Source organism: Micromonospora sp. M42, assembly GCF_000568915.1.
Taxonomy (GTDB): domain Bacteria; phylum Actinomycetota; class Actinomycetes; order Mycobacteriales; family Micromonosporaceae; genus Micromonospora; species Micromonospora chalcea.
Genome location: NZ_KK037233.1, coordinates 6,385,647 through 6,402,032, shown reverse-complemented (window position 1 = coordinate 6,402,032; position 16,386 = coordinate 6,385,647). Strand labels below are relative to the sequence as shown.

The window sequence follows — 16,386 nt, the reverse complement described above, 5'->3', positions numbered from 1 at the left end:
GGGCGTATGGATCTCGGACTCGCCGACCGGGTGTACGTGCTGACCGGCGCCTCCGGCGGCCTCGGCTTCGCCACCGCCGAACAACTCGTCGCCGACGGCGCCCGGGTGGTCATCTCCGCGCGTACCCCGGAACGGGTGGCCGCCGCGATCGAGGCGCTCGGCGACCCGCAGCGGGCGATCGGGCTGACCGCCGACCTCGCCGACCCCGCCACCCCGGAGCGGCTCGTCGCCGCCGCCCGCGAACACTTCGGCCGCCTCGACGGCGCGCTGATCTCGGTCGGCGGCCCGCCGCCCGGCACCGCCGCCACCGTCACCGACGAGCAGTGGCGCGAGTCGTTCGAGACCGTCTTCCTGGGCAGCGTCCGGCTCGCCCGCACGGTGGCCGGCGCGCTCACCGACGGCGGCGCGATCGGGCTGGTGCTGTCCACCTCGGTACGCGGACCGCTGGCCGGCCTCGGCATCTCCAACGGGCTGCGACCGGGCCTGGCCGGCGTGGCCAAGGACATGGCCGACGAGTTCGGCCCGCGCGGCGTCCGCGTGGTCAGCCTGCTACCCGGGCGGATCATGACCGACCGCAACCGGGAGCTGCTGGCCGGTTCCGGCGATCCCGAGCGAGCCCGCGCCCAGGCGGAGGCGGCGATCCCGCTCGGGCGCATCGGCGACCCGGCGGAGTTCGGCCGGGTGGCGGCGTTCCTGCTCTCCCCCGCCGCCGGGTACGTCACCGGGGTGACCGTCCCGGTCGACGGCGGCGCGCTGCGCGGGCTGTGACAGTGGCCGCTGTGGTGGGCCGGGCGCCCGGGGCGGTGGGCCGGTGAGCGACCGACGGCGCCCGGGCGGTGGGCGGCCCGAGGCGGCCCCGGGGCCGGGCACGCCCGCCCGGCGGCACCCACGCCCAGCCGCGAGCAGCTCGCGGCGGCGCCGACCGGCTGCTGCCGGACGTCATCGCGCCCGGCCTGGACGTGCTCTTCGTCGGCATCAACCCCGGTCTGTGGTCGGCGGCGACCGGCTGGCACTTCGCCCGTCCGGGCAACCGGTTCTGGCCCGCCCTGCACCGGGGCGGGTTCACCCCGCGTCTGCTGCACCCCAGCGAGCAGGACGCGCTGCCCGCACTCGGCCTCGGGATCACCAACATGGTGGCCCGCGCCAGTGCCCGCGCCGACGAGCTGACCGCCGCCGAACTGGTCGACGGCGCGGCGACGCTCACCGCGAAGGTCGAGCGGTACCGGCCGCGCTGGGTGGCGGTGGTCGGCGTGACCGCGTACCGGATCGGGTTCACCCGGCCGAAGGCCGGCTTCGGGCCGCAGCCCGAGACGCTCGGGCCGGCCCGGCTGTGGGTGCTGCCCAACCCGAGCGGCCTGAACGCCCACTTCACCCCGGAGACGCTCGGCGCCGCGTTCGCCGAGCTGCGTGCCGCGGTCGCCGCGGGTTAGGGCCCCGATCGCCGCGAGCTAGGGCTGCGGCCGTCCGGGTCGCCACGGCCCGGCCGCTGGGTGCCCGTCCACCCGGTCGGTGCCGATCCACGCCCGTCGGCGCCGGGATTGAGGCCTCGCGGGTCGCTAGTTGGCTGCCGCCGGGGGCATGGCCTCGTGGGCGACGTAGGTGCCCATCGGCACAGTGGTCACCACCGGCTCCGGCTGCTCGCCTCGGCGTGCGGCGCGGGCGAGTCGGTGACCGCGAACTGGGTGCGGTACAGCTCGGCGTACAGGCCGCCGACGGCCACCAGTTCGTCGTGCCGGCCGCGCTCCACGATCCGCCCCTCGTCGAGCACGAGGATCTGGTCCGCGTCGCGCACCGTCGAGAGCCGGTGCGCGATCACCAGCGCGGTACGGCCGGTCAGCGCCACCGACAGCGCCCGCTGCACCGCTGCCTCGCTCTCCGAGTCCAGGTGGGCGGTGGCCTCGTCCAGGATCACTATCGACGGGGCCTTGAGCAGCAACCGGGCGATGGCGATGCGCTGCTTCTCGCCGCCGGAGAAGCGGTAGCCGCGCTCGCCGACCGTCGTGTCGAGCCCGTCCGGCAGCGCCCGGACCAGGTCGGCCACCTGCGCGCCGGCCAGGGCGGCCCAGATCTCGTCGTCGGTGGCGTCGGGCTTGGCGTACCGCAGGTTCTCGCGGATGGTCTCGTGGAACAGGTGCGAGTCCTGGGTGACCACGCCGATCTCGTCGCGCAGCGAGGCGAGCGTCGCGTCCCGCACGTCGACGCCGCCGACCAGCACCTGGCCCTCGCTGACGTCGTAGATCCGGGAGATCAGCATGGACAGCGTCGACTTGCCGGCACCGGAGGGGCCGACCAGGGCCACCATCTGCCCGGGCTCGACGGCGAACGAGACGCCCTTGAGCACCGGCTCGTTCACCGTACGGTCGAGGGTCGAGACCTCTTCCAGCGACGCGAGCGACACCTCGGCGGCGCTCGGGTAGCGGAAGCGCACGTCGCGGAACTCGACCCGGCCGCTGCCGCGCGGCACCGGCACCGCGTCGGGCTTCTCCGCGATGCCCGGACGCAGGTCGAGCACCTCGAAGACGCGGTCGAACGAGACGAGCGCGCTCATCACGTCGACCCGGACGTTGGAGAGCGCGGTGAGCGGGCCGTAGAGACGGGTCAGCAGCAGCGCCAGCTTGACGACGGTGCCGGCGCTGACCGCACCGGTGACCGCCAGCCAGCCGCCCACCCCGTAGGTGAGCGCCTGGGCCAGCGACGCGACGAGCAGCATCGCCACGAAGAACGTCCGCGAGTACATCGCGGACTGGATGCCGATGTCGCGCACCCGCTCGGCCCGGCGGGCGAACCGGTCGGCCTCGACCTCCGGCGCGCCGAACAGCTTGACCAGCAGCGCTCCGGCCACGCCGAACCGCTCGGTCATGGTCGCGTTCATCTTCGCGTCGAGGTTGTACGACTCGCGGGTGATCTCGGCCAGGCGCCGGCCCACCCGGCGGGCCGGGATGATGAAGATCGGCAGCAGCACCAGCGCCAGTACGGTGATCTGCCAGGACAGCACGAGCATCGCGCCGGCGGTGAGCACGAGCTGGATGACGTTGCTGACCACCCCGGACAGCGTCGAGGTGAACGCCCGCTGCGCGCCGAGCACGTCGTTGTTGAGCCGGCTCACCAGCGCGCCGGTCTGCGTGCGGGTGAAGAACTGCAGCGGCATCCGCTGGACGTGGTCGTAGACCCGGGTGCGCAGGTCGAGGATGATGCCCTCGCCGATGCGGGCCGAATACCACCGCTGGACCAGGGAGAACAGGGCATCGGCCACGGCGAGCGCGGCGATGATCAGGGCGAGCCGGACCACAGTCGTGCGGGCGTCCGGACCGCCGCCGGCGATCGCGTCGATGACGTCGCCGGCGAGCAGCGGCGTGGCCACGCCGATCACCGCGGCGATGATCACGGTGATCAGGAAGACGACGATGTCACGCCGGTAGGGCCGGGCGAACGCGACGATCCGCCGGGCCGTGCCGCGCTTGAGCTCGTGGGCGGAGACCTCGTCCCGGTTGCGCAGCGACCGGAGCATGCTCCAGCCGCCCATGCCGCCGCCGGCCATCGGGTGGGACACTCGTCACCTCCAGGTCGTCAGGCAGCATGAATCGTCGGAGTCCATTCTCCAGACGCCTGTGACAACCTCGCGAGTAACCCAGATCTTCCCGAACGGTCCTTACGAAATCGCGCTCCGGGCCGGTTACTCGCCCCGGCCGGCCAGGTCCCGGATACGCCGGGTCTGCGCCTCCCGCTCGGCGCGCTGCTGCTCGGCGTGCGTACGGTCGGCCGCGCCCGCCAGGAGCGCCTTGATCTCGACGATCGCGTCCCGGTTGTTGGCGAGGAGCCCGGCCGACAGGTCACGCACCGCGGCGTCCAGCTCGTCGTTCGGCACCACGAGCGTGGCCAGGCCGATCCGGTCCGCCTCGGTGGCGTCCATCCGGCGGCCGGTGGCGCAGATCTCCAGGGCGCGCGAATAGCCGACCAGCTCGACCAGGCGGCGCGTGCCGGCCAGATCGGGCACCAGGCCGAGTGTCACCTCGGCCATCGAGAGCCTGGCGTCGGCGGCGAGCACACGCATGTCGCAGGCGAGCGCGAGCTGGAAGCCGGCGCCGATGGCGTGGCCCTGCACCGCGGCGATCGACACCACGTCCGGCCGGTGCAGCCAGGTGAAGCCGCCCTGGTACTCGGCGATCCGGTCGGCGCACTCCGCCTCCGGGAGCGCGGCCAGCTCGGCGAAGGAGCCCGGCCCGGTGGCACCGGCGACCGCCAGGTCCAGGCCCGCGGAGAAGGCGCGCCCCTCGCCGCGTACGACGACGACGCGGACGTCGCCGGGCAGGTCGCGGGAGAAGTCGCTCATCGCCCGCCACATCGCCGGGGTCTGGGCGTTGAGCACGTCGGGCCGGCACAACGTCACCGTCGCAACCGGCCCGTCGCAGTCGAAGCGCACTCCGGTCGTCTCGGCGGTCACCGGACGCCCCGGAACACTGCGCTGATGGACGACGCTGGGCGGCGGGTCACGCCTTCTTCCGGCGCCGGGCGCCGCCGCGCTGCCGCAGCTGCACGCCGGATTCGGTGAGCACACGGTGGATGAACCCGTAGGAACGGCCGGTAGAGGCCGCCAGAGCACGGATGCTCTCACCCCCGGTGTACCGCTTTACCAGGTCTTTGGCGAGCGTCTGACGCTCGGCTCCGACGATCCGGCGACCCTTCTCAGTGCTGGTGGCTGTGCCGGTGGCTGCCATGCTGATCCCTCACGTCCCAGACTGTGCGGTTCGGATACGGTCCCACCTATTAGACCGCCTCGGACGATCATGCGCCAGATATCAACTATTCGCCAACCGACACGCTACGCAATGTCAGCTTCCCGATAGAGTGATCCTTCCGACCGGCTGATCCGTACCGCCCCGCCGGACGAGCGCATCCTCCCCCATGATCGACACCACCTCCCCGAAGTGGCTGCATCACCGTGCTCCGGACACCTCCACTTCGGCGAACTGGTGTGGATCATGCGATGGCCGGCGCGGCGGGCCGTATCGTGCCCGGGGTGATTGACGTGATCACGGCCGCGGCGGGTGCCGCCGGTGTCTTCGCCGCCACCAATCTCGACGACATCGTCGTGCTCACGGTGCTGTTCGTGGCCCTCCGGCACACCGGACGCCCCCGGCCCTGGCAGATCGTCGCCGGGCAGTACGCGGGCATCGGCGCGCTCGTCGCGGTCGCGGTGATGGCCGCCGCCGGGCTGCTCGTGGTGCCGGACCCGTGGCCCGGCCTGCTCGGCCTGCTGCCGATCGCGCTCGGCGTACGCGCGCTGATGTCCCGTGGCGACGACGACGAGCCGCCGGCGGTGGTCGGCAGCCTGCTCGGCGTCGCCGGGGTGACCGTGGCGAACGGAGCCGACAACATCGCCGTCTACGTGCCGGTGTTCCGCTCCCTCGACCCGGCCACCGGCCTGGTCTGGCTGCTGGTGTTCGCGCTACTGGTGGCCGTGTGGTGCGCGGTCGCCGCCGCGCTCGGCGGGCACCCCCGGGTGGTGGCCCTGGTCGGCCGCGCCGGCCACTGGCTGGTGCCGGTGATCTTCATAGTCATCGGCGCGACCATCCTGCTCACCTCCGGCGTCCTCCCCTACCTTGCCGATCTCCTGACCTGACCGACCCGACCCGCCCCGACCCGGCCCACGGGGAAAAGAGGGCGGGTCAGGCCAGCTCGACCAACTCCAGCAGGTCGTCGGACCAGGCGTCCTCGTCGCCGTCGGGCAGCAGGATGGCGCGGTCCGGCTTGAGCGCGGTCACCGCGCCCGGGTCGTGCGTGACCAGCACGATCGCGCCCGGGTAGCGGGCGATCGCGTCGAGCACCTGCTCGCGGCTGACCGGGTCGAGGTTGTTCGTCGGCTCGTCCAGCAGCAGCACGTTGGCGCCGGAGCAGACCAGCGTGGCCAGCGCCAGCCGGGTCTTCTCGCCGCCGGAGAGCACGCCGGCCGGCTTGTCCACGTCCTCGCCGGAGAAGAGGAACGCGCCGAGGATCTTGCGCAGGTCGGTGTCGGTCTGGTCGGACGCGGCGCTGCGCATGTGCTCCAGGATCGTCCGGTCCACGTCGAGCGTCTCGTGCTCCTGGGCGTAGTAGCCCAGCCGCAGCCCGTGCCCGGGGCGTACCTCGCCGGTGTCCGGCTCCAGCAGCCCGCCGAGCATCCGCAGCAGCGTGGTCTTGCCGGCGCCGTTGAGGCCGAGGATGGCCACCCGGGAACCCCGGTCCACCGCCACGTTGACGTCGGTGAAGATCTCCAGCGACCCGTACGACTTGGACAGGCCGGTGGCGGTCAGCGGCGTCTTGCCGCACGGGGCGGGGCTCGGGAACCGTACCTTGGCGACCTTGTCCGCGACGCGGACCTCGTCCAGGCCGGAGAGCAGGCGCTCGGCGCGCCGGGCCATGTTCTGGGCGGCGACGGTCTTGGTGGCCTTGGCCCGCATCTTGTCCGCCTGCGCCATCAGCGCGCCGGCCTTCTTCTCGGCGTTTGCGCGTTCCCGGCGGCGGCGCCGCTCGTCGGTCTCCCGCGCCTCCAGGTACGCCTTCCAGCCCAGGTTGTACGTGTCGACCACGGACCGGGTGGCGTCCAGGAACCAGACCTTGTTGACCACCGCCTCCAGCAGCGAGGCGTCGTGGGAGATCACGATCAGGCCGCCCTTGTGGTTGGCGAGGAAGCCGCGCAGCCAGGTGATCGAGTCGGCGTCGAGGTGGTTCGTCGGCTCGTCGAGCAGCAGGATGCCGCCGCCGTTCTCGCCGGCGTCGCGGAACAGGATCCGGGCCAGCTCGATGCGGCGGCGCTGACCGCCGGAGAGCGTGCCGATGGTCTGCGCCAGGGCGCGGTCGGGCAGGCCGAGGTTGGCGCAGATGCGGGCGGCCTCGGCTTCGGCCGCGTAGCCGCCGAGGGAGGCGAACTGGTCCTCCAGCGCGCCGTAGCGGCGGACCAGCCGCTCGTCGTCGGCGCCTTCGGCGAGCTTGTTCTCCAGTTCCTTCATCTGCGCCATGAGCACGTCCAGACCGCGGGCGGAGAGCACCCGGTCCCGTCCGGTGACGTCCAGGTCGCCGGTGCGCGGGTCCTGCGGCAGGTAGCCGATGGCGCTGCGCCGGTCGATCTGGCCGCCGTACGGCTGTCCCTCGCCGGCGAGCACCTTGAGCGTGGTGGTCTTGCCGGCGCCGTTGCGCCCGACCAGGCCGATCCGGTCCCCCGGCTGCACCCGCAGGGTGGTGTCGGACAGCAGGATCCGGGAACCGGCGCGCAGTTCCAGGCCGGTGGCAGTGATCATCTCGGAGTACTCGCTCTCGGGTCCGGAAGGGCTGACTCAGGGCACGCGAAAGCGCCGGCGGGTGGTGTTTTCCCGTCGGCGCGGGGCGGTTCAGCCTTCGCAGCGCAGCACGGGGGCAAGTGTACCGGTCCCCGCGGGCCCCTTCCGCCGGATTACCGTGCAAGATCATCGGGTACGAAATCCGCCGTCCGGACCCGGTCCGGTACCGCAACCATCACAAACGGACACATCGGTGATCGGGGTCAACATGGAGCTGAACGAGAACGCGCGGGTCGACACCAGCCAGGTGGACGACCGGCGAGGGTCCGGCGGAGGCGGCGGGATGGGCATTCCGATCCCGATCGGCGGCGGCCGGGGCGGGATCGTGGGCATCATCATCGCCGTGCTCGTCGCCCTGGTGGGCGGCGGCTTCGGCCTCAACGCCGCCACCAACGGCGGCGGCTCCGAGCAGGGCGACAACACCTCGCTGGAGCAGAAGTGCTCGGCGCAGGACGCGCTGGAGCAGCTCGACTGCCGCAACACCCTCTACGTCAACTCGATCCAGGCGTACTGGCGTACCGCGATGCCGGAGGCGTTCGGCGAGCAGTACAAGCCGTCGAAGACGGTGTTCTTCAGCCAGAACGTCAGCACCGCCTGCGGCGCCGCCGACTCCGGCGTGGGCCCGTTCTACTGCCCGGCCGACGACCAGGTCTACATCGACCTCACGTTCTACCGGCTGCTGGCCGACCAGCTCGGCGCCAAGGGCGAGTTCGCCCAGCCGTACGTGCTGGCCCACGAGTACGGCCACCACGTGCAGGACCTGCTCGGCACCGAGGCGCAGATGCGCCGCCAGCAGGAGCGTGACCCGCAGAGCGCGAACGCGCTGTCGGTGAAGCTGGAGCTGCAGGCCGACTGCTACGCCGGCGCGTGGGCGAAGAACGCCACCGGCACCGCCGACGAGCGCGGGCAGAAGATCTTCAAGAGCATCACCGAGGAGGACATCTCCCAGGCCATCGACGCCGCCGAGAAGATCGGCGACGACGCGATCCAGGAGCGTTCCGGTCGGCCGGTGAACCCGGACGAGTTCACCCACGGCAGCTCGGAGCAGCGCAAGCAGTGGTTCACCAAGGGCTTCACCACCGGTGACCCGAAGTCCTGCGACACCTTCGGCGCCGGGGCCTGATCCCCGCTCGGCGCATCGGCCCGCACCGCCACGGACGGCGGTGCGGGCCGATGTCGTTTCCGGGGCCGGTCAGGCCGGCAGTGTCACCTGAGCCGGAGTGGACCGGTTGACGGTCGTCCCGTCACCGAGCTGGCCCCCGCTGTTGTCGCCCCAGCACCACAGGCCGGCGTCGGTACGGATCGCGCAGCCGTGGTCGGTGACCGCGAGCCCGCCGGTCCAGCTGGTGGCGGTGCCGACCTGCGCGGGCGCGGACCGGTGGGTGGTGCTGCCGTCGCCCACCTGGCCGGCGGAGTTCTTGCCCCAGCACCAGAGGGTCCCGTCGGTACGCGACGCGCAGGACGTGTCGCTGCTCGCGGCGATCCGGTTCCACGTGGTGGCGGTGCCGATCTGCACCGGCGCGGTCCGGTACGAGCCGCTCACGCCGAGCTGGCCGTATCCGTTCTCACCCCAGCACCACAGCCCGCCGGCGCGGACCCCGCAGGTGTGCGCGTACCCGGCCGCGACGCCGGTCCACCCGGTCGCGGTGCCGACCTGCGCGGGCGCGGTCTGCGGCGTCAGGTTGCCGAGCCCGAGCTGGCCGTCCGAGCTGGCCCCCCAGCACCAGAGCGTGCCGCCGGTCCGGATACCGCAGGTGTGCCCGTAGCCGGTCGAGACGCTCACCCAGTCGGTGGCCGTGCCGACCTGCAGCGGGGTGTTCGCGACGTACGGCGAGGCGCCGACGCCCAGCTGGGTGGTCCGGTTGAAGCCCCAGCACCAGAGCGTGCCGTCGGTGCGTATCGCGCAGGTGTGCTGGGGGCCGGCGTCGACCCGGGCCCAGGTGGTCGCGGTGCCGACCTGCACCGGGGCGCTGCGGCTGGTGGTGCTCCCGTCGCCGAGCTGGCCCCGGAAGTTCGAGCCCCAGCACCACAGCGTCCCGTCCGTGCGGACCGCGCAGGTGTGGCCGGTGCCGGCGTCGACGTTCGTCCAGGTGGCGGTGCCGACCCGCGTCGGGGCGCTGCGGTTCGTGGTGGTCCCGTCGCCGAGCTGACCGCCGTAGTTCGAGCCCCAGCACCACAGTCCCCCGTCGGTGCTGATCGCGCACGTGTGCGCGCCGCCCGCGGTGACGCTGCTGACGGTGGGCGCGGCGAGCGCGGCGCGCTGCGCCGGGCCCGCGTTCGCCGTACCGGCGGTGAGTGTGGCGGTGAGCACGAGGCTTCCGGCGCTCATTGCCGCCGCCGCGACGAGGAGTCTCGTCGCACGGCGCCACCGGGCTCGCAGCCGGCCGTCCTGATATCCGCTCATGAAGTTGTTGTCTCCCAACGATGTCGGCGCGTGATGGCGGAGGCGAAGCTGCCCCTGCGGGTCGCCCGGAGACCCGCCGCTTCGTGACACCGACGATAGGCATCGAGTCGATTCGATGCACCATCGAGGAGCGGGATTGCGCCGTCTTGAGGTGATCTTTCCTGTTCAGCGGACCAGGATGTGGACCGCCCGGGCGGCCGCGACGGCGGCCACCAGCACCGCGTGCCGGGGCTCCGGCACGTCGAGCAGGCGCGGCGCGCGCAGCGCCGCCAGCGGGGCCAGCCGTCGGTCGGTCAGCACCGTGTCCACCGCGCGCCGGTCGCCGCCGCACACCAGCGTCGACAGCGTTCCGGCCTCCGGCAACAGCAGGCGTACGGCCAGCTCGGCCGCGTCGCCCAGGGCCGCCTTCGCCTGGTTGTCGCGCCGCCGGGCGAACCGCTGCTGGGACCAGCCGCCCGCCGCGGTACGCCCCTGCACGTACCGGGTGTCCACCTTGGAGACCACCAGGTCGGCGCCGTCGGCGATGCCGACCGCGACAGCGCCCTTGCGGGCCAGCAGCAGACCGATCCGGCGGGCCGCGGTGGCGGAGGCGACGAATCCGGGTACGTCCGCCGACGCGCTCGCCCCGGGCGGGGTGTGCAGCTCGGCGGTGGCGTCGTCCGGGGCGGTGAGGAGGAGCCCGTACTCCTGGACTGTGGTCGTGGGCGGGCCGTGCCGGTCGGTGAAACCCTCGACCCAGCGGGCGACGCGGCCGGGGTCGACCTCGACCCACCGGCCGCCGCCGGCGGCGGGTCGGCTGCTCATGGCCCGACGGTACGGCATCGGCGGGCCCCGCAACGCAGCGCGGGAGGACACCGTGACCGGTGCCCTCCCGCGTCTACCGGGTGGATCAGTGGACGGTGAGGTTGCCGCCCTTCAGCGTGACCTCGGCGGTGCCGCCGCCCGTCCAGTCGGACGAGAAGAGCAGCGCACCGCCCTTCCACAGCGTGACCCCGACGGTGTCGTTCCTGCCGGGGGCGCCCCGGTCGGTCACCGTCACGGCCAGGGTCAGGCCGGAGGCCACCAGCTTGCCCTTGTTGTCGTACAGGGCGGCCTGGTAGCGCACCTGGGCGACCTTGCCCGCCGAGGTGACGCCGAGCGCGTCGACGGTGCCGGCCTTGATCGTGTACGCCTTCCCGCCGGAGCGGAACTCGATCTCGGCCTTGCCGGTGGCCGGCTTGTTCGCCTTGCCCGGCTTCGCGTTCAGCTCCACCTCGACGGTGGAGTTCACGTCGGCCGGGTAGGTGCCCGCCGAGCGGGTGGCGGTCAGGTGACCGCCACCGGTGAGGAACCCGCCGTCGGAGACGGCGACTGTCACCTGCGCGGTGGTGCTGCCCGTGTAGTTGCCGCCCACTGTCGCGGTGACGGTGTGCGTGCCCTTCGGCAGCGTGGCCTCGCACGCCGCGGACGCGCTCGTGGTGGCCGTGCCCAGCAGGGCCGGCACTGCGGCGCAGAGCGTCACGCCGTCCTTCGTGAAGGTGACGGTGGCGGTCCGGATGTCACCGGCTGTGGTGTCCGTCGCGCCGGGCAGCACCGAGCTGTCCCGGACCACGGCCCGCAGCAGGGCCTTGCCGGAGGCGCCGCCGGTCGCGGTGTTCACCAGCGTGTCACCGGCCCAGCTGACCGCCGCGTCCTCGGCGGTGACCGTGATCGTGAACGAGGTGCTGCCGGTCAGCCCGGAACCGTCGGAGACGGTCACCGTGACCGGATAGGCACCCGGGGCCGCCGTGGTGGTGCCGGCGACCGTCCAGGTACGCGAGCCCGGCCGGGCGTCGGCCGCGGAGGTGCTCGTGACGGCCAGGGACAGGCCGGCGGGCAGCCCGGTGGCGGCGGCGGTCAGGTCCGCGCCCGTGGTGTCGCCGTCGGTGGCGGTGACCGTGACGGCAGGCGAGAGCGCGTCGCTGTACTGGACGCTCACGCCGTCCGGGGCGGTGCTGGTGACGGCCGGGGCGGACCGGACCGTGAAGTCGGCGTCGTTGACGTCGAAGAAGACGTTCCCGACCGCCTCGATCTTGATCCGGGCCTTCCCGGTCGCCACGTTCGGCAGCGTCACCGTCGCCGAGCCGGTGTTGGCGGTCTGCTCCGCCAGCACGTACGGGAAGGTCAGCCCGCCGTCGGCGGACAGCGAGATCTTCACCTGCGCGGCGTTCACCGGCGCCACGTCGGTGCCGGCCACGTCCCACGTCACGGTCTGGGTCGAGCCGCCGTCCAGGACGGCGGCGGCGCCCTGCGAGGTCACCAGGAACGGACCCGCGTCCGGCGCCAGCACCACGTCGACGTCGCCGCTGCCGATGCCGCCGCCGCCCAGCCGCCCGTCCCGGGCGGTGAGCTTGAAGTGCAGGGTCCGGTCACCCGCGATGCCGACCCAGTCGCGGGTGGGCAGGAACTCGGAGTAGCAGTCGACAAGCTCGGCCGGCACGTTCGACGCGCCACCGGTGGCCGGCGGCGCCGGGGCAGCCGGGCAGGCGCCGGTGGCCGCGTTGGTGTTGCCGGCCAGGATCTGCCGCATGTCCGGGAACACCCGGGTCGAGTCGGTGGTGACCGCGTTCAGCCCCGGCGAGTAGTACTTCAGCGTGTCCGTCGGCGACACGATCGCCGCCTCGCCGAACACCCGGAACAGCGGACCGTTGACCTTCGTGTTGTTCGTCAGCGCGGTGCCGGTCGTGGCGCCCCTGTCGTTCTGCTCCCACAGGTACGTGACGGTGTCGCCGTCGGCGTCGGTGGCGCTGCCGGTCAGCGCGAACGGCGTACGCACCGGGATGGTGACGGTCTCCGGGACGGTGACCACCGGGGCGTGGTTGGTGGTCTCCTCGACCAGCCAGCCGCCGTTGTCGATGGCGCCGCCCTTGGCCGTCTCGCCGACGAAACCGGACGCGCCGGAGGCGTTCGTCAGCTCCAGCGACGCCACGTTGGTGGTGGCCAGCGTGCCGCCGAACGTCACCTGGAAGCCGTTGTCGTTGAGCGTGCCGCTGCCACCGAACGCGGCCACGGTGACCGTCGCGCCGGCCGGCCAGCCGGCGATGCCCTCGATGGCCGCCTTGATGCCCGCGGTGGTGTAGTTGACGCCCCGCGTGATCGGCGCCGAGTCGCTGCCCGCGTAGCTGATGGTGAACGAGTCACCGTCGGCGTCGAACCCGTACAGCGAGACGTTCTGCACCTCGTTGATGGCCGGGCGGTTCGACGTGACGTAGTTGGTGATCTCGGTGTAGCTGCGGTGCGACCAGTACGGGTCGCTGTGCGGCTGGAGGTTGTCCTGCTGGCAGATGCCCGCGTACGCCATGATCGACGAACCGCTGCCCGGCTCGTACGAGTTGGCCGCGCTGCGGTTGCCGCCCGAGCAGTTGTACTGGGTGCCGTTGAAGGTGTGGTTGCCGGCGAACTGGTGACCCATCTCGTGCGAGACGTAGTCGACCGCGTAGAAGTCGCCGACCGGTGTCGGCAGGCCGGTGCAGCCCTGCGCCTTGCCGTTGCCGCCGATCACGCCGAGGCTGGCCACGCCGCCGCCGTTGACGCCCAGGCCGACGTGGCCCACGTCGTAGTTGCTCGCGCCGACCAGCTGGCCGAGCACGATCCGGTTACGGCTGAGCGTGCCGCCGCCGCAGGAGGTGAGCTGCGCCGGCGTGAAGCAGGCCGCCGCGCCGCACGGCCCGTTCGGCTCGGTGGCCAGGGCTGGCGTGTTCAGGTTCGTCTTGTCGGTGTCGTTGATCAGCACGAGCCGGATCGCCGTCTCGTCCTCGTAGATCTGGGTGACCCGGTTCATCAGCGTCACCTTCGCGGCGGTGACGTTCTCCGCGCCGAAGTAGGTGGCGTACGACGGGTCGGTCACCAGAGCCACCCGGTAGGTGCGCAGCTTCACCAGCGGCCCGGCCGGGACCTCCGCCTCGGCGATCTCCTCGGCCAGCGCGTGCGCCTCCTGCGTGACGTCCTCACGCTCGACGAACTCGCCCTCCGGGTGCTCCAGGTCGCGGGCGAAGTAGCTCGCGTACAGGCTCTGGTCGCCCTGGTAGTACGGGTCGATGTACCAGTTGCCCTTGGCCGACCGGACCGAGGCGTGGAACCCGAGCGGGGTGAGGTCCGCGCGGATGGTCGCGGCCGGGTCGTCCAGGCCCTTGCCGGCGTACGTGGTGATCTCCGGGTGCTTCGCGGCCAGGCCGGCCTCCATCACCGGCGAGTCGACCAGCTCGAAGCGCTGGAACGTGCCGTCCGGAGCGGGCAGCGACACCACCTGCTTCGCCACCCGGGCCACCGCCACGCGCTTCTCGGCCGGCGCCTTGTCCAGGAGGCCCTTCATGGTGCCGCGGTCCAGCTTGTACGCGGCCAGCCGCTTGGCCTTGACGGCAGCCTTGCGGCCCGCCTTCGTGGCCGCCGGCTTGCCGTCCACCTTCTGCCACGGTCCGTGGACGCCGGGTGCGGCGGAGGCGGGCGCGGGCGCCGCGAGAACGGGAAGCGTCGCCGCGGCCAGCGCGGCGACGAGGAGGGCAGCGGTCCGTCCGCGCCGGGCGGGTTGCCGGTCGCGCGGCGGACGCCACAGGGTGATCCTCAAGTCTTCTCCCTGCTGGGTCCGGTGTGGATCGACGCACGACCGGCGGGGATGACCGGATGTACGTGAGCGGTCCACGGATTGTTCCGTGACCCTAGGACCCCTCGCGAGCCCGAACATCACCCGCAAAGATGATGCGGTTCTGTCTGGACGGTGCTTCGGGTCGGCCCGGCTCGCGGGACCCGATCGATGTCATCCGTCATCCGCAACTGCCGGTACGGCCGGGCCCCGGATAAAGCTCATGAACCGGCCGACACATCGCGGCCGTCCCCTCCGGTGCTGCTGTCCCCTTCGGCGCTGCTGTCCCTCCGGTGCTGCTGTCTCCTTCGGTGCTGCTGTCTCCTTCGGTCAGACGCCGAGCACTGTGGCGACCGCGAGGGCGGCGATGATGACGCTGGACAGCAGCGCGGTGACCCGCTGCCCCCGGGGACCGGTGAGGGCCCGGCCGATCAACGAGCCGCCCCCGGCGATCAGCAGCTGCCAGCTGGCCGAGGCGAGGAAAACGCCTGTCGTGAAGGCGGCCGCGCCGACCGGGCTCGAGCCGAGCACGTCGCCCCGGCCGAGGACGAGCGCCACGAAGTAGACGACGGTGGCCGGGTTGAGCAGGGTCAGCGCGAGAACCGCGGCGAACGCCCGCGCCGGCGTGTCCAGCCCACCCCGCGGGCTCGGCTCCTGCGTCGGGGCGGGTGAGCTCGGCTCCTGCGTCGGGGCGGATGGGCGCAGCGCGCGCCAGGCGGTGAAGCCGGCGAGGGCCAACAGCACCCCCGCGGCGACCAGCCGCAGCGGACCCGCGAACGGCGCGAGCCCGCTCGCCACCGCGGCCCCGCCGAGCGCCGCGACGGCCGCATAGAGCCCGTCGGCGGTGGCCACGCCGAGCGCCGCCGCCGAACCGACCCGGAACGAGGTACGTGCGCTGAGTCCGAGAATGAGGATCGCGATCGCGCCGACCGGGATGGCGACGCCGTAGCCGGCGACAAGGCCGGCGAGGAACGCCCCGGTCACGACGACGGGAGGTGGGGCGAGGCGGCCGAGGGCAGGGTGCGCTGTCGACGCGCGGCAGTGGCCGCACGGACAGGAGCCTGCTTCGGGTACGCCTCGATCACCCGCTCATCCTGCGCCCACGCTCCCCCATCCCGCGACCGCTTTTCCACGGCTGAGCTGGGCTGGAGATCTTGGTACGAATCTGCCCCCACGGGGGCGAACTCGTACCAAGATCGCGCCGTTCCGGACACCGACACCGGTGGGCGGCGCTGCCAGCCCACCATGATCGACACCACTACCCCGATGTAGCGGCATCAGACCCACTCCGACCACACCACTTCGGCGTAACGGTGTCGATCATGCCGAACAGGCGGACGGTTTCCCACAATGAGGGAGGCGGATCCTGGCATGAGGGAGAAGGGGAAATCGGGAAGGAAACGGCCGCCCAAGGGCCGATCTCGTACCAAGATCTCGCTTTCCTGGCACCGACACCGGTGGGCAGTGCCGTCAACCCACCATGATCGACTCCACTACCCCGATGTAGCGGCATCAGACCCACACCGACCACACCACTTCGGCGTAACGGTGTCGATCATGCCGAACGGGCGCGGCACCCCCTCAGGGGCGCCGCGCCCGCGGCGGTGACCGGGAGAACGGTCAGACGTTGAAGCCGAGCGAGCGGAGCTGGTCGCGCCCCTCGTCGGTGATCTTGTCGGGGCCCCACGGCGGCAGCCACACCCAGTTGATCCGGATGTCGTTGACCAGACCGCCGCCGGGGCCGGTGGTCAGCGCCTGCCGGGCCTGGTCCTCGATCACGTCGGTCAGCGGGCAGGCCGCCGAGGTCAGCGTCATGTCCAGGGTGGCGATGTTGTCGTCGTCGACGTGGACGCCGTACACCAGGCCCAGGTCGACCACGTTGATGCCCAGCTCGGGGTCGACGACGTCCTTCATCGCCTCCTCGATGTCACCGATCGCGGCCTTGCCGCCGGCCGGCGCAGACGCACCCGCACCCGCGGCCGCGCCGTCAGCGACAGCCCCGTTGACGGCCGCGCCACCGGCAACAGCGCCGTCGGTCGCCACCGCGCCGGTCTCCGAGGTCATGTTCTCGT

At 72.5% G+C, this 16,386-nt stretch carries 12 protein-coding genes and 1 pseudogene; 4 read left to right on the top strand and 9 right to left on the bottom strand.

The window, feature by feature from the left end; genetic code table 11:
• Positions 1-6: 6 nt before the first annotated feature.
• Positions 7-768: an SDR family oxidoreductase gene (locus MCBG_RS29655; RefSeq protein ID WP_043329653.1), complete on the top strand. Its 762-nt coding sequence runs from the start codon at positions 7-9 to the stop codon at positions 766-768.
• 68 nt (positions 769-836) lie between these two features.
• A complete protein-coding gene (gene mug, locus MCBG_RS29650; protein WP_369799341.1) occupies positions 837-1,430 on the top strand; it encodes a G/U mismatch-specific DNA glycosylase in 594 nt (197 codons plus the stop codon).
• A gap of 126 nt (positions 1,431-1,556) precedes the next feature.
• Here the strand turns inward: mug and MCBG_RS29645 are convergent.
• From MCBG_RS29645 to MCBG_RS29635, 3 genes and pseudogenes are all read right to left on the bottom strand, one after another.
• Positions 1,557-3,538 (bottom strand): annotated as a pseudogene (locus MCBG_RS29645) (ABC transporter ATP-binding protein).
• Positions 3,539-3,673: 135 nt separating this feature from the next.
• Positions 3,674-4,441, bottom strand: coding sequence for an enoyl-CoA hydratase/isomerase family protein (locus MCBG_RS29640; protein ID WP_043329652.1), 768 nt, complete (start codon positions 4,439-4,441; stop codon positions 3,674-3,676).
• Positions 4,442-4,487: 46 nt separating this feature from the next.
• Positions 4,488-4,715, bottom strand: coding sequence for a helix-turn-helix domain-containing protein (locus tag MCBG_RS29635; RefSeq protein WP_007072022.1), 228 nt, complete (start codon positions 4,713-4,715; stop codon positions 4,488-4,490).
• A gap of 302 nt (positions 4,716-5,017) precedes the next feature.
• Between MCBG_RS29635 and MCBG_RS29630 the strand changes: the two genes are divergently transcribed.
• A complete protein-coding gene (locus MCBG_RS29630; protein ID WP_223201376.1) occupies positions 5,018-5,620 on the top strand; it encodes a cadmium resistance transporter in 603 nt (200 codons plus the stop codon).
• Between the two features lie 46 nt (positions 5,621-5,666).
• Here the strand turns inward: MCBG_RS29630 and MCBG_RS29625 are convergent, their stop codons facing one another.
• A complete protein-coding gene (locus tag MCBG_RS29625; protein ID WP_043329650.1) occupies positions 5,667-7,274 on the bottom strand; it encodes an ABC-F family ATP-binding cassette domain-containing protein in 1,608 nt (535 codons plus the stop codon).
• A gap of 247 nt (positions 7,275-7,521) precedes the next feature.
• Between MCBG_RS29625 and MCBG_RS29620 the strand changes: the two genes are divergently transcribed.
• Entirely contained in the window at positions 7,522-8,436 is a 915-nt protein-coding gene (locus MCBG_RS29620; RefSeq protein ID WP_043331134.1) for a KPN_02809 family neutral zinc metallopeptidase, read from the top strand.
• Between the two features lie 69 nt (positions 8,437-8,505).
• On the opposite strand, the gene MCBG_RS29615 is transcribed toward MCBG_RS29620, so the two are convergent.
• The 5 genes from MCBG_RS29615 to MCBG_RS29595 form a co-directional block, all read right to left on the bottom strand.
• A complete protein-coding gene (locus tag MCBG_RS29615; protein WP_043329648.1) occupies positions 8,506-9,717 on the bottom strand; it encodes an RCC1 domain-containing protein in 1,212 nt (403 codons plus the stop codon).
• 165 nt (positions 9,718-9,882) lie between these two features.
• Entirely contained in the window at positions 9,883-10,521 is a 639-nt protein-coding gene (locus MCBG_RS29610; RefSeq protein ID WP_051611431.1) for an acVLRF1 family peptidyl-tRNA hydrolase, read from the bottom strand.
• A gap of 85 nt (positions 10,522-10,606) precedes the next feature.
• A complete protein-coding gene (locus tag MCBG_RS29605) occupies positions 10,607-14,299 on the bottom strand; it encodes a M12 family metallo-peptidase (RefSeq protein WP_043329645.1) in 3,693 nt (1,230 codons plus the stop codon).
• Positions 14,300-14,644: 345 nt separating this feature from the next.
• Complete coding sequence (locus MCBG_RS29600; RefSeq protein WP_043329644.1) at positions 14,645-15,298, bottom strand: LysE/ArgO family amino acid transporter; 654 nt, start codon at positions 15,296-15,298, stop codon at positions 14,645-14,647.
• A gap of 636 nt (positions 15,299-15,934) precedes the next feature.
• Entirely contained in the window at positions 15,935-16,378 is a 444-nt protein-coding gene (locus MCBG_RS29595; protein WP_030503259.1) for a metal-sulfur cluster assembly factor, read from the bottom strand.
• Positions 16,379-16,386: the final 8 nt, after the last annotated feature.